The sequence below is a fragment of the Streptomyces canus genome, from assembly GCF_030815415.1.
Classification (GTDB): Bacteria; Actinomycetota; Actinomycetes; order Streptomycetales; family Streptomycetaceae; genus Streptomyces; species Streptomyces canus_F.
This window is the reverse complement of the sequence record NZ_JAUSWW010000001.1, coordinates 6,302,279-6,314,741: the sequence shown is the minus strand read 5'-3', so window position 1 is coordinate 6,314,741 and position 12,463 is coordinate 6,302,279. Positions and strand designations below refer to the sequence as shown.

The window sequence follows — 12,463 nt, the reverse complement described above, 5'->3', positions numbered from 1 at the left end:
GATACTCCCCCGCGCCCTCCCCTGTCCGGGTTTCCGGCAACCCTCCGAAACGGCACGCTCACACCCGGTACACCTTGAGGCATGAGCGACACACGCAAGGAGCTCTTCGCCGGCCGTTCCGACGTCTACGGCGTCACCACGGACGGGGCGGAGTGGCTCGCCTCGGCAGGAACGTATCCGCGGAGCACGCTGGCCCTGTGGAGGGACCGGCCGGACGCGCCGGTCGTCCTGCCCTGCGGTACCGCCTTCGACGTCGTCAGCGTGCCCGCGATCTTCGGGCGCCGGATGCTCGACCGGCTGTGGGGCGAGGGGCCGGGCTCGGGGCCGGTCGCGGTGTTCCGTGGGCGGACCCTGCTGTTCGCCGCGCCGGGCACGGCGCATCGGCTGCCCTCGCTGCTGCGGTGGGAGGAGTTCGGCCGTACGGGAGCGGTTCCGCCGTTGCTGTGCCATGGCGCCGGAGACGCGGTGACCGTCCCCGCCCCATGGCCGACGGATGCCGCCCCGACCCCGTTCGACAGCCGCTGGCTCGTCGCCCCCGACACCCGTCACCCCTTGCTGCCGGGCCCCGAAATCCTGCTGTGGGCGGCCGTACGGGCAGCCCGCGCTGCCGTGCGGATATCGATTTTTCCTCCCGCCGATCAGGATGCTAAGGTCTACGACGTCAGCAGGCGCCGCTAGCTCAGTTGGTTAGAGCAGCTGACTCTTAATCAGCGGGTCCGGGGTTCGAGTCCCTGGCGGCGCACGACACCGACAGCGAGGCATGTTCGCGGAAAGCGCGAACCGGCCTCGCTGTCGTCATTTCTGCGCGGCTTCGCCGCGCGTGGTGGGGGCTCCGCCACCCACACCCCCTTTCGGCCGGCCGCAGTGGCCGTCGCCCGGGAGCTCACCGGGTCGCGATCCGCACCGTCCATTGCCCCGAAGCCGTCCGGCCCTCCACATCCACCCGTACGCCTGTGCCCGGCACCGTGAAGCTTTCGCCGAGGGCGACGGGGGCGTCTGCGAGGGGTGGGTAGACCGAGGTCTCCCAGCAGGCCTCGGTGCGGGGGTGGGCGTCGAGGACCTGGACCGGGCCGCCGCCGGACGGGGAGCCGGCGTTCACGCGGTAGACGAGCACGCCCTCGCGGCAGGTCGCCGTGTCGTTGCCGACCGCACCGCGCGCCTCGAAGCCGAGGGCGCTGTCGGGCCCGGTCCTGACCACCGCCAGCTTGGTGCCGCGCCCCAGCCCGAAGGAAGCCGCCCCGGCCGTACCGGCACCCGCACCCGCACCCGCACCGAGCGGCTCCAGCGTCAGCCGTGTCGAGCCCCGCACACACGCCACCTGCCGCGACTCCAGCCAGCCCAGCTTCCACTTGTGCCAGGCGAACAGATCCGGCGACAGTCCGAACTGGCTGCCCATCAGGTCCCAGTCGCCGACGAACGTGTCCCAGTCGCCCTTGCCGTCCACGGGGCGGTGGTAGAGATCGGGCAGGTCGAAGACATGACCGGTCTCATGGGCGAGCACCAGCCGGTCCGGCGGATGCCGCTCGAAGACCGTGACGACCCGGCGGATGTCCGCGCCGTCGGCCCGCAGCGGGACGTCCAGGTTGACGACCTTCGTCGCGTCGGAGTCCACGCCGGGCGCGTCCGGATCGGCGACGAAGTAGACGACGTCGTATCGGGAGAAATCCACCAGCCCGTCCACCGCGGTCAGCGCGTCGCGCAGATAGGCGGCGCGCCGGGACGCGCTCCAGTCGCGCTGTATGGCGTACGCCGTGGACGGCTGCGGCATCCGGATCCACTGCCGCAGCGGATGCGGACGCAGCGTGAACTTGCCGTAGGAGGCCTGCTCGAAGAAGCGGCTGGTGGCCGGGAAGTGGTCGGCGGCCAGTTCGTCGGGCGTGGTGCGCGGGGTCGCGTCCGGGAAGGACAGGAACACCATCACCGCGTCCAGCGCGCGGGCCGGGCGCGGATAGGCGGTGTTCCAGGTGTCCAGACCCTCGGAGTGGTGGGCCTGAGTGCGGGTCAGGGCACAGGGTTCGGCCGAGAAGGGTTCGGCGGCCGACGGACCGGTGATGAGAGAGGTGGCGGCCAAAGCCGACATGGTGGTGAACAAGGCCGCGGTGCTGCGCAGTCGAGGGCGCTGGAAAGGGCGCGGCACAGAGACCTCCGGGTGCGGTTCGCGGGACACCGCACCCAGCCTGTGTGAGATTGTCGTACTACGCCCTGTTTGTCTGCACCAGACGAGTGAGTACGGCAAAGAACCATCAGAAGCGACACCCCGAATCGCTCACGGAACGTCACACCTGGTCGGGCGCCCCAACAAGCCGTCCAGGTGCGGGCAGAAACGATCTGCCAGAAGGGCCGGTTGTTCCGGGACACCGGACGGTGGCTGGAAGGGGTGGGGGCCAGCCTCTATGATCGGCACACTTTCCTGCACGGACAGAGATCGAGTGCACTGCGGGAGCGAACGGTGAGCGGAACCTCCGAAGGGCCGGCGCCCGCGGCAGATCTCGACCGGGCGGTCGTCACAGACAGTGACTTCAGTGCGTCTCCTCGTACGGAACCCCCGACGTACCAATCGGCGTTCGCGGCCGCGCCGCTGGCCATGGCCGTCGTGGACCGCGAGGGTCTGGTCGTCGGCGCCAACGAGACGCTGGGCGAACTCCTCGGCAGCGTGCCCGAGGCGCTGGCCGGGCAGGTCGCCGCCGAGCTGGTGGATCTGGCCTCGGACGCGCGGACCTGGCACGCGTACCAGAAAGTGTTGCGCGGCCGGCAGGCCAGGCTGCGGTGCACCCGCCGACTCAAGCATCCCGACGGCCAGTCCGTATGGGTGCAGGTGACGGTGGCGCCGCTGGGCACGGGTGAGCCCGGCGTGCTGCTGTCCCTCGCCGACATCAGCACGCAGCGCGAACTCCAGGCCCGGCTGCGGCACTTGCAGATGCACGACCCGGTGACCCGGCTGCCCAACCGGACCCTGTTCTTCGAGCGCCTGTCGGCCGCGCTGGAGGTGGAGTCGTACGCGCAGGGCGGCACCGGGCGGATCGGGCTCTGCTATCTCGACCTCGACGGATTCAAGGCGATCAACGACACCCTCGGCCACCGTGTCGGCGACCGGCTGCTGGCGGCGGTGGCGGAACGGCTGACCCGCTGTGCCGACGAGGCGGGCCTCACCCGGGGCAGCGCACCGCTGGTGGCCCGACTGGGCGGCGACGAATTCGCCTTGCTCGTCGAGGACTCCACCGGCACCGACCAGCTGGCGGACCTCGCCGAGGCCGTCCTGAAGGCGATCCAGGCGCCCTTCGACATCTCCGGGCGCCGGCTCTCGGTCTCCGCGTCGATCGGCGTCGTGGAACGGCACGCGGCCGGCACCACTCCCACCGCCCTGGTCCAGGCCGCCGACACGACGCTGTACTGGGCGAAGGCCGACGGCAAGGCCCGCTGGACGCTCTTCGACCCGGAGCGCAACGCCCACCGGATGACCCGCCAGGCGCTCGCCTCCACGCTCCGGCCGGCCATCGAGCGCGGTGAGTTCACGCTCGAGTACCAGCCGCTGGTCGGCATGGAGGACGGCCGTCTGCGGGGCGTCGAGGCGCTGGTCCGCTGGAACCACCCGCAGTTCGGCATGCTGACGCCGAATCGGTTCATCGGATTGGCCGAGGAGGACGGTTCGATCGTTCAGCTCGGCCGCTGGGTGCTGGCCACCGCCTGCCGTCAGGCGCGGCAGTGGCAGCTGGACCATCCCGGCGAGCCGCCGATCTTCGTCAGCGTGAACGTCGCGGTCCGCCAGGTCTGGGACTCCGACCTCGTCGAGGACGTCGCCGAGATCCTCGCGGAGACGGGCCTGGCCCCGGGCCTTTTGCAGCTGGAGCTGACGGAGTCGGCGGTCATGGGCTCCGCCGGCCGCCCCCTCCAGGCGCTCCAGGCCCTCAGCGACATGGGCGTCCACATCGCCATCGACGACTTCGGCACCGGCTACTCCAACCTCGCCTACCTCAGCCGCCTCCCGGTCGCGGTCCTGAAGCTGGACGGCTCCTTCGTGAGGGGCTTCCAGTACGAGGGCACGGGCGCCCCGCCCAACCCGGCCGACGAGGTCGTCGTGGAGGCGATGATCCAGCTGGCCCACCGGCTGGGTCTCACCGTCACCGCGGAGTGCGTCGAGACCTCGGCCCAGGCCTCCCGGCTGCGCCGCATCGGCTGCGACACCGGCCAGGGGTGGCTGTACTCGCGGCCGGTGGCGCCGGATCGTATCTCCGAGTTGATGAGCGGTCAGACCGCCGGCAACCCGTAGGCGTCGGCGATCAGTTCGTAGCTGCGCAGACGCAGCTCCGCGCTGTGGGCGTGGGAGGTGAGCATGAGCTCGTCGGCGCCCGTGCGCTTCTGGAGGTCGTCCAGGCCGGCGCGGACCTCGTCCACCGAGCCGTGGATCACGTTGGCGTTCCAGGACGTGATGAAGTCGCGTTCCATGGGGCTGAAGTCGTAGGCCTCGGCCTCCTCGGGGGTGGGGACGAGGCCGGGGCGGCCGGTGCGCAGCCGGACCATGTTGAGGCTCGCGGCGAGGACCTGGCGGCGGGCCTCCTTCTCGTCGACCGTGGCGAGGGCGGAGACGCCGATGAGGGCGTACGGCTCCTTCAGGACCGCGCTCGGGCGGAAGGACTCGCGGTAGAGGTCCAGGGCCGGGACGGTGTTCTGCGCCGAGAAGTGGTGGGCGAAGGCGAACGGCAGGCCGAGGGTGGCGGCGAGGCGGGCGCTGAAGCCGGAGGAGCCGAGGAGCCAGATCGGGGGGCGGTGCGGGGACTGGACGCCGCCGGGGGACGTCGACTGGATGGGGCCGGGGACCGCGTGGATACGGCGGTAGGGGTGGCCGTCGGGGAAGTCGTCGTCCAGGAAGCGGGTCAGCTCGACGAGCTGCTCGGGGAAGTCGTCGGCGCCCTCGTTGAGGCGTTCGCTGCGGCGCAGGGCCGCTGCCGTGGCGCCGTCGGTGCCGGGGGCGCGGCCGAGGCCCAGGTCTACGCGGCCCGGGGCCATCGCCTCCAGGGTGCCGAACTGCTCCGCGATCACCAGCGGGGCGTGGTTGGGCAGCATGACGCCGCCCGAGCCGAGGCGGATGCGGGTGGTGTGGGCGGCGAGGTGGGCGAGGATCACGGCGGGGGACGAGGAGGCGACGCCCGGCATGGAGTGGTGTTCGGCGACCCAGTAGCGGTGGAAGCCGCGGGACTCCGTCAGCTTGGCCAGGTCGACGCTGGTGCGCAGTGCGTCCGTGGCGGTGCGGCCGGCGCCGACGGTGACCAGGTCCAGTACGGAGAGGGGGACGGGGGCGGTGCCGTGGATCGTTCCCCGAATCTCGTCTGCCGTCACTGTGGTGCCTCCTGTGGTGGGTGCCGTGCGCTGTCCTTCGGCGTGTAACAGGAGGGTGGCTCCGGTTATTCCTTCGCCCCCGCCGCCCTTACCCGTTCCCATCCCCAGGGGCTGCCGCCCCTTCGACCCCGCTCCAGGGGGCGCTGCCCCCTGGACCCCCGCTCCTCAAACGCCGGAGGGGCTGACCAACCAGCGAGACGGGGCCTACACCTGGACGATCGGTTCCTTCGTGAACAGGGAGCCCAGGCTCGGTGCGTTGACCCTGCGGTCGGTCAGGCGCAGGCCCTCCCAGACCGTGACCTGGTTGGCGGTGAGGACCGGTTTGCCGAGTTCCTTCTCCAGGGCGGGGAGGTGGGCGGCGGTGTGCAGGGCCGTGTCCGGGAGGAGGATCACATCAGCGTCGGGTGTGTCGGCCGACCTCGCCAGGGCGAAGACCTCCTTCTCGCCCCAGGTGCCGACCTCGGCCGCCGTGATGATCCCGGCGCCCTTCACACCGGTGACCTCCAGGCCGCCCGCCCGCAGGAACTCCGCGAACAGTGCCGCCACGTCGTCCGGGTAGGTCGCCCCGACCGCGACCCGGCGCGCCCCGATCTCCCGGGCCGCGTGCACGAAGGCGAAGGAGGTGGAGGAAGCCGGCAGGCCCGCCGTACGGGCGAGGCTGCGCACCTGCTCGTGGGCGCCCTCCCAGCCGTAGACGAAACTGCCGCTGGTGCAGGCCCACACCACGGACTCGGCGCCCGCCATGCGCAGTTCCCCGACACCCGCCGCGAGCCGTTCGGCGGAGCCCATGCGGCGCAGGGCGTCGGGTCGGTGGGCGTCCTCGCCGATGTCGGTGTGGACCACGTCGAGGCGGACGTCGCTGCCCAGGAGCTGCTCGATGCGCGGATAGTCGTCCTCGGCGGAGTGGCCGGGGTAGAGAAATCCGAGTGCGGTCATGACCAGCCTTCCTGCTGCTCTTCTTTCGGCTGCTTCTCTTGCGGGAACACGGGGCCGGACCGTGCCGCCGGATCGACCAGCGCCTGGTACGGCCCTACTGCCCGGGTACCCAGTCGGCGCAGCGCCGCCCACATCGTGACCTGGTTGGCCGAGAGCACCGGGATGCGCAGTTCCGCCTCCAGTTGCGGGATGATGTCGTAGGTCGGGAGGTTGGTGCAGCTGATGAACAGCGCGTCGGCGCTGTGGCGGACGGCCTTGTGGGCCATGGCGACGACCTCCCGGTACGGGACCTTCCAGATGTGCCTGGTCAGGCCCATGAAGGCGCAGCCGGTGACCGCGATGCCCGCCTCGGCGACGTACTCCTCCAGGGCCCGGGTCACCGACACGGTGTACGGCGTCACCAGGGCGACACGGTGTACGCCGAGGTCGATCAGCGCCTCCAGAAGTGCGCCGGAAGTCGTCACGGACGGCACCGCGCCCGCCCTCGTCATCGCCTCGCACATCGCCCGCTCCCCGGCGACCCCGCCGACGAAGCTGCCGGAGGTGCAGGCGTAGGCGACGACCTCGGGCGTGATGGCGTTCAGGGTGCGTACCGCGTCGTGCAGTGTCTCGTGCTCACTGACGAGACGGGCCAGGTCGAGGCTGACCTCGACGGGGACGTACGGCGTGCGGGTCAGATGGAGCGACACCTCGTCGGGGACCCAGCGCCACAGCTCGCGGTCCAGCGCGAAGTCGAAGGGGGCGACGACACCTACACCGCGCTGGGGGCGCGGTCCACCAAGAAAGGAGAGGTCCATGGCAGGCACCGGCCTCACGGTGAGAGACGGGGGGACAACGGACCGTACGCGCGCCCGTGTTGACGAAGGTAGGTTCGGGTGCGAGCGTGGTCAATCCGCGCATGTCAGACGCCTGTGGAGGAACGGCTTCGGATGACCGCCCCCACCCTTCTCGTCCTGGACGCCGATCCCCTCCCCCGCCTCGGCAGTCTCACCGGCCGCGCCCGCGTCGAGCACACGGACGCGTCGGCGCTGGCCGAACGGCTGCCGTACGCCGATGTCCTGCTGGTCTGGGACTTCACTTCCCACGCGGTGCGCGCGGCCTGGCCGGGTGAGGGGCCCCGGCCGCGCTGGGTGCATACGGCGAGTGCGGGTGTGGACCATCTGATGTGCCCCGAACTCGCCGCGTCCGACACGGTGGTGACCAATGCGCGCGGCGTCTTCGACCAGCCCATCGCGGAGTACGTCGCCGCTCTCGTTCTCGCGATGGCGAAGGATCTGCCCCGGACGCTGGACTTCCAGCGGGAGGGCGTGTGGCGGCACCGGGAGTCGCGGCGGGTGGCGGGGACGCGGGCGGTGATCGTCGGTTCGGGGCCCATCGGGCGGACGATCGCCCGCACGCTCAAGGCACTTGAGATCACCACGGCCGTCGTCGGCCGTACCCCGCGCACCGGCATCCACGGCCCGGGCGACCTGGACCGGCTGATCGCCCGCGCGGACTGGGTGATCGCGGCGGCGCCGCTGACCGAGCAGACGTACGGGATGTTCGACTCCCGGCGGTTCGGGGTGATGCAGCCGTCGGCGCGCTTCGTGAACGTCGGGCGTGGCCGGCTAGTCGTCGAGGACGACCTGGCGGACGCGCTGCGCAAGCGGTGGATCGCGGGTGCGGCGCTGGATGTCTTCGCGCACGAACCCCTCGGCCCCGACAGCCCGTTGTGGCAGGTACCGGATCTGATCGTGTCCCCGCACATGAGCGGCGACACGATCGGCTGGCGGGAGGAACTCGGCTCGCAGTTCCTGGAGTTGTACGACCGCTGGGCGGCGGGCAAGCCGCTGCTGAACGTGGTCGACAAGAAGCGCGGATACGTACCGGGGCACTGACGGCGCCATGTCACAGAGAGCCGGAGGGGCGGATGACAGAGCTCACCGAACTGACCGCAGTACAGCTCGTCGATGGTTACCGCAAGGGCGAGTTCAGCCCCGTCGAGGTGACCCGGGCGGCCCTGGAGCGGGCCGAGCGGATCCAGCCGGAGGTGAACGCGTTCGTTCGGATCACCGCCGAGGAGGCGCTCGCGCAGGCCCGGGAGTCGGCGGACCGATGGCGGCGCGGTGAGCCCGCGGGGCTGGTCGACGGGGTGCCGGTCACGGTGAAGGACATCCTGCTGATGCGGGGCGCTCCGACCCTGAAGGGCTCCAAGGCACTGTCGGAGAAGGGCCGTTGGGACGAGGACGCGCCCTCCGTGGCCCGGCTGCGTGAGCACGGCGCGGTGTTCCTGGGCAAGACGACGACGCCTGAGTTCGGCTGGAAGGGTGTCACGGACTCGCCGCTGTCCGGGGTCACCCGCAACCCGCACGACCCCTCACGCACCGCGGGCGGTTCCAGCGGCGGCGCGGCGGCGGCCGTGGCGCTCGGCGCGGGCCCGCTGGCGCTGGGCACGGACGGCGGAGGCAGTGTGCGCATCCCGGCGGCCTTCTGCGGGATCTTCGCGCTGAAACCGACGTACGGTCGGGTGCCGCTGTATCCGGCGAGCGCGTTCGGCACCTTGGCGCATGTGGGGCCGATGACGCGGGACGCGGCCGACGCGGCGCTGATGCTGGACGTCATCGGGGCGCCGGACGCGCGGGACTGGTCGGGAATGGGACCAAGTGCCGTTTCCCACCAGGGTGTTCTGCGGGAAGGCGTACGGGGTCTGCGGATCGCCTACTCCCCTTCCCTCGGCGGACAGGTGCGGGTGCAGCCGGGGGTCTCGGCGGCGGTGCGGCGGGCGGTGGAACACCTGGCCCGGCTCGGCGCGTACGTCGAGGAGACCGACCCCGACCTCACCGACCCGGTGGACGCCTTCCACACCCTGTGGTTCAGCGGGGCGGCTCGGGTGACCCAGCATTTCGGGCCGTATCAGCGGGAGTTGCTCGATCCGGGGCTGCGGGAGATCTGCGGGCTGGGGGCGCGGTACAGCGCGCTGGACTATCTCGCCGCGGTCGACGTCCGCATGGATCTCGGGCGCCGGATGGGCCGTTTCCACGAGTCGTACGACCTGCTGGTGACGCCCACGGTGCCGATCACGGCTTTCGAGGCGGGCGCGGAGGTGCCGAAGGGCTCGGGGCATCGCCGGTGGACGGGGTGGACTCCGTTCACGTACCCCTTCAACATGACCCAGCAGCCGGCCGCGTCCGTCCCGGTGGGGGTGGACGGCGACGGACTGCCGGTGGGGCTCCAGATCGTGGCCGCCCGGCACCGGGACGATCTGGTGCTGCGGGCGGCTCATGCGCTGGACGCGGTCACGCCCTCCGGAAGCTGAGCGTCTCCCCCGACGCCCCTGACCGCCAGAGGTCGTTGCACCCCTCGGCCAGCTCCGCCAGCCCCTCCACCACCTCTCCCCAGACGATGCCGGGCACCCAGCCCACGTCGCCGTTGAGGAGCAGGTTGTTGCGCTCGTAGAAGAGGGCCAGGTCGACCACCGTCGTGCCCGCGCGGACCTCGCGGTCGTAGCCGTAGGACTTGGTGCCCAGTTCCGTACCCGCGAAGGAGAAATAGCAGAGATCTCCAGGGATGGGGGTAACTGTCGGATTTTCCAGGGGTGGCTCCGTTTTCGCGAAAGGCGGGAAAAGGGCGTAGATCTCATTGCGGGCGTATTTCGCGTGATAGACGTCGCCGGCGAGCGGGAGGGAATCCCAGACGGCCGCGCAGGTGATCGGCGCACGATCGTCCAGCAGCTTCGCCGTACCGGTGATCCCCCGCTTGACCAGCGAGACTTCGATGTAGCGGTCAGCCATACGTTCCATGGTCCCCCGCCGGTCAAGGGCGCCTCGGTCAGGATCGGGCTCGAATCGATCGGCATAAGTCGCATCCGGTCGGGTAGCCGCGCCGCCATGGCTCCACCGATACGAAACGACATTCGAAACGACGTTCGGACCGACAGAAGCACGCCCGGAACCACTCGCCGATCGCTGCTCGCGGGGGTGGCGGCGCTCGGTGCGCTGGGGGCCGCGGGCTGCTCGCGGGTGGCCACGGCGTCGACGACGGACGGCGGTGATCTGCTCGAACGCCTCAGGGCGGCAGGTGTCGTACGGCTGGGAATCGCCGGCGAGATCCCCTTCGGCTACATCGACAAGGACGGCGAGCTGACCGGCGAGGCGCCCGAGCTCGCGAAGGCCATCTTCAAGCGGCTGGGGGTCGATCGCGTACAGCCCGTGCCCACCGAGTTCGGGTCGCTCATTCCGGGACTGAACTCACAGCAGTTCGATGTGGTCGCCGCCGGGATGTATGTGAATCCCGAGCGCTGTGACCAGGTCATCTTCGCCGATCCGGACTACCAGATGCTCGATTCGTTCATCGTGCGCAAGGGCAATCCCAAGGGGCTGCACGACTACCAGGACGTCGTCGAGAAGAAGGCCAAGTTCGCCACCGGGACCGGGTATGCCGAGATCCAGTACGCCGTCGACGCGGGGTACAAGGAGAGCGACATCCTCATCGTCCCCGATCAGGTCGCGGGGCTGAACGCCGTCGAGTCCGGGCGGGCCGATGTCTTCGCCGGTACCGCGCTCACCACCCGCGAGGTCGTCAAGAAGTCCGCCAAGACCGAGGCCACCAAGGCCTTCGCGCCCCTGGTGGACGGCAAACCGCATGTCGACGGGGGCGCGTTCGCGTTCCGGCTGACCGAGACGAAGCTGCGGGACGCCTTCAACGTGGAGCTGCGGAAGCTGAAGAAGAGCGGGGAGCTGTTCCGGATCCTGCGGCCCTTCGGGTTCACGGAGGCCGAGATGACCGACCTCACCGCGAAGGAGCTGTGCGGCGGATGACCACCGGACTGTGGGAACTCGTACTCAAGGGCGTGTGGACGACCGTCCAACTGCTCGTCTTCAGCGCCCTGCTGGCGGCCGCCGTCTCGTTCGTCGTCGGTGTCGCGCGCACCCATCGACTGTGGATCGTGCGCTTCCTCGCCGGCTTCTACACCGAGGTGTTCCGCGGGACCTCGGCGCTCATCATGATCTTCTGGGTGTACTTCGTGCTGCCGATCTCCTTCGGCTGGCAGCTGGTGCCGATGTGGGCGGGCACACTGGCGCTCGGGCTCACCTACGGCGCGTACGGCTCGGAGATCGTGCGCGGCGCTCTGAACGCGGTCGACCCGGCGCAGAAGGAGGGCGGGATCGCGCTCAGCTTCACGCCCTGGCAGCGGCTCAGGCTGATCCTGCTGCCGCAGGCGGTGCCGGAGATGATCCCGCCGTTCTCCAACCTGCTGATCGAGCTGCTCAAGGGCACCGCGCTGGTGTCGATCATCGGCATGGGCGACCTGGCGTTCAGCGGCAACCTGGTGCGGCTGGCGCTTCAGGAGAGCCAGGAGATCTACACGTATCTGCTGGCCATCTACTTCGTGATCGCCTTCCTGCTCACCCGTGTGATGCGCGGGCTCGAGAAAAAGCTGAAGGCGGGAGTCGGGAAGACCCCGGCGCGCGGGATCTCCGCGCATGAACTCAAACGCGCCGAGACGACCGGTGTCGGCGCCTCCTCCTCGGGTGGTGTTCTCGGATGAAGTGGGACTGGGGAGCGGTCGGCGACTTCATGCCGCAGTTCTGGGACGGTCTGCTGGTCACCCTGCAGGCGCTGGCGCTGGGCTCGGTGATCTCCTTCGCGCTGGGCCTGGTGTGGGCGCTGCTGATGCGGGCGCCGACCCGGTGGGTGACCTGGCCGGTGGGCGCGGTCACCGAGTTCATCCGGAACACCCCGCTGCTGGTGCAGCTGTTCTTCCTCTTCTACGTACTGCCCGAGTGGGGCCTGACGTTCTCGGCGCTGACCACCGGCGTCTTCGCGATCGGCCTGCACTACTCGACGTACACGATGCAGGTCTACCGGGCCGGCATCGAGGCGGTGCCCGTCGGCCAGTGGGAGGCCGCGACGGCACTGAACCTGCCGGTGACCAGGACGTGGCGGGTGGTGATCCTGCCGCAGGCGATCCGCCGGGTCGTCCCCGCGCTCGGCAACTACGTCATCGCCATGCTGAAGGACACGCCGCTGCTGATGGCGATCACCGTCCTCGACATGCTCGGGCAGGCGAAGCTCTTCGCCCAGGAGACCTTCCAGTTCACCGAGCCGCTGACCGTGATCGGCGTGGCCTTCATCCTCATCGCCTATCTGGCCTCCCTCCTCGTGCGAGCCCTGGAGCGTCGTCTTGTCCACTGACATCGAGCAGACCCCCGAC

12 protein-coding genes and 1 tRNA gene are annotated in these 12,463 nt (G+C 70.3%); 8 read left to right on the top strand and 5 right to left on the bottom strand.

Annotation, left to right across the window (positions count from 1 at the left end):
- Positions 1–81 precede the first annotated feature (81 nt).
- Together QF037_RS29310 and QF037_RS29305 are read left to right on the top strand one after the other, a co-directional pair.
- Positions 82–678 carry a bifunctional DNA primase/polymerase gene (locus tag QF037_RS29310; RefSeq protein ID WP_307030246.1) on the top strand — a complete coding sequence of 199 codons (597 nt, stop codon included), beginning with the start codon at positions 82–84 and terminating at the stop codon, positions 676–678.
- Positions 669–742 (top strand) — tRNA-Lys (locus QF037_RS29305). The genes QF037_RS29310 and QF037_RS29305 overlap by 10 nt, the downstream gene beginning before the upstream one ends.
- Positions 743–883: 141 nt before the next feature.
- On the opposite strand, the gene QF037_RS29300 is transcribed toward QF037_RS29305, so the two are convergent.
- A complete protein-coding gene (locus QF037_RS29300) occupies positions 884–2,167 on the bottom strand; it encodes a M6 family metalloprotease domain-containing protein (protein ID WP_307030244.1) in 1,284 nt (427 codons plus the stop codon).
- Positions 2,168–2,449: 282 nt separating this feature from the next.
- Here QF037_RS29300 and QF037_RS29295 point away from each other — a divergent pair, with 282 nt between their 5' ends.
- Positions 2,450–4,267: a putative bifunctional diguanylate cyclase/phosphodiesterase gene (locus QF037_RS29295; protein ID WP_307030241.1), complete on the top strand. Its 1,818-nt coding sequence runs from the start codon at positions 2,450–2,452 to the stop codon at positions 4,265–4,267.
- On the opposite strand, the gene QF037_RS29290 is transcribed toward QF037_RS29295, so the two are convergent.
- The 3 genes from QF037_RS29290 to QF037_RS29280 all read right to left on the bottom strand — a co-directional run bounded on the left by QF037_RS29290 (position 4,246) and on the right by QF037_RS29280 (position 7,067).
- Positions 4,246–5,334 carry an LLM class flavin-dependent oxidoreductase gene (locus tag QF037_RS29290; RefSeq protein ID WP_307030239.1) on the bottom strand — a complete coding sequence of 363 codons (1,089 nt, stop codon included), beginning with the start codon at positions 5,332–5,334 and terminating at the stop codon, positions 4,246–4,248. The genes QF037_RS29295 and QF037_RS29290 overlap by 22 nt on opposite strands.
- Before the next feature lie 204 nt (positions 5,335–5,538).
- Positions 5,539–6,270 carry a maleate cis-trans isomerase family protein gene (locus QF037_RS29285; RefSeq protein WP_307030237.1) on the bottom strand — a complete coding sequence of 244 codons (732 nt, stop codon included), beginning with the start codon at positions 6,268–6,270 and terminating at the stop codon, positions 5,539–5,541.
- Positions 6,267–7,067, bottom strand: a complete 801-nt coding sequence (locus tag QF037_RS29280; protein WP_307037425.1) for a maleate cis-trans isomerase family protein — start codon at positions 7,065–7,067, stop codon at positions 6,267–6,269. The genes QF037_RS29285 and QF037_RS29280 overlap by 4 nt, the downstream gene beginning before the upstream one ends.
- 132 nt (positions 7,068–7,199) lie before the next feature.
- Here QF037_RS29280 and QF037_RS29275 point away from each other — a divergent pair, with 132 nt between their 5' ends.
- Together QF037_RS29275 and QF037_RS29270 are read left to right on the top strand one after the other, a co-directional pair.
- Positions 7,200–8,147 (top strand): D-2-hydroxyacid dehydrogenase, encoded by a 948-nt coding sequence (locus QF037_RS29275; RefSeq protein ID WP_307030235.1) that lies wholly within the window; start codon positions 7,200–7,202, stop codon positions 8,145–8,147.
- Positions 8,148–8,179: 32 nt separating this feature from the next.
- On the top strand, positions 8,180–9,565 hold the full coding sequence (locus QF037_RS29270) for an amidase (RefSeq protein WP_307030234.1): 1,386 nt from the start codon (positions 8,180–8,182) through the stop codon (positions 9,563–9,565).
- On the opposite strand, the gene QF037_RS29265 is transcribed toward QF037_RS29270, so the two are convergent.
- Positions 9,546–10,040, bottom strand: a complete 495-nt coding sequence (locus tag QF037_RS29265) for a DUF3830 family protein (RefSeq protein WP_307030233.1) — start codon at positions 10,038–10,040, stop codon at positions 9,546–9,548. The two genes, QF037_RS29270 and QF037_RS29265, sit on opposite strands and share 20 nt — an antisense overlap.
- Positions 10,041–10,136: 96 nt before the next feature.
- Between QF037_RS29265 and ehuB the strand changes: the two genes are divergently transcribed.
- The 3 genes from ehuB to ehuD are packed head-to-tail and all read left to right on the top strand — an operon-like array spanning position 10,137 to position 12,444.
- Complete coding sequence (gene ehuB, locus QF037_RS29260) at positions 10,137–11,066, top strand: ectoine/hydroxyectoine ABC transporter substrate-binding protein EhuB (RefSeq protein ID WP_373463830.1); 930 nt, start codon at positions 10,137–10,139, stop codon at positions 11,064–11,066.
- Positions 11,063–11,797, top strand: coding sequence for an ectoine/hydroxyectoine ABC transporter permease subunit EhuC (gene ehuC, locus QF037_RS29255; protein WP_307030229.1), 735 nt, complete (start codon positions 11,063–11,065; stop codon positions 11,795–11,797). Before ehuB ends, ehuC begins: the two co-directional genes overlap by 4 nt.
- Positions 11,794–12,444, top strand: a complete 651-nt coding sequence (ehuD, locus tag QF037_RS29250; RefSeq protein WP_307030227.1) for an ectoine/hydroxyectoine ABC transporter permease subunit EhuD — start codon at positions 11,794–11,796, stop codon at positions 12,442–12,444. Before ehuC ends, ehuD begins: the two co-directional genes overlap by 4 nt.
- Positions 12,445–12,463: the final 19 nt, after the last annotated feature.

Coding starts and splice junctions, on each gene's coding strand:
- QF037_RS29310 (WP_307030246.1), top strand. CDS start 82: ATGAGCGACACACGCAAGGAGCTCTTCGCCGGCCGTTCCGACGTCTAC.
- QF037_RS29285 (WP_307030237.1), bottom strand. CDS start 6,270: ATGACCGCACTCGGATTTCTCTACCCCGGCCACTCCGCCGAGGACGAC.
- QF037_RS29280 (WP_307037425.1), bottom strand. CDS start 7,067: ATGGACCTCTCCTTTCTTGGTGGACCGCGCCCCCAGCGCGGTGTAGGT.
- QF037_RS29275 (WP_307030235.1), top strand. CDS start 7,200: ATGACCGCCCCCACCCTTCTCGTCCTGGACGCCGATCCCCTCCCCCGC.
- QF037_RS29270 (WP_307030234.1), top strand. CDS start 8,180: ATGACAGAGCTCACCGAACTGACCGCAGTACAGCTCGTCGATGGTTAC.
- QF037_RS29265 (WP_307030233.1), bottom strand. CDS start 10,040: ATGGCTGACCGCTACATCGAAGTCTCGCTGGTCAAGCGGGGGATCACC.
- ehuB (WP_373463830.1), top strand. CDS start 10,137: ATGGCTCCACCGATACGAAACGACATTCGAAACGACGTTCGGACCGAC.
- ehuC (WP_307030229.1), top strand. CDS start 11,063: ATGACCACCGGACTGTGGGAACTCGTACTCAAGGGCGTGTGGACGACC.
- ehuD (WP_307030227.1), top strand. CDS start 11,794: ATGAAGTGGGACTGGGGAGCGGTCGGCGACTTCATGCCGCAGTTCTGG.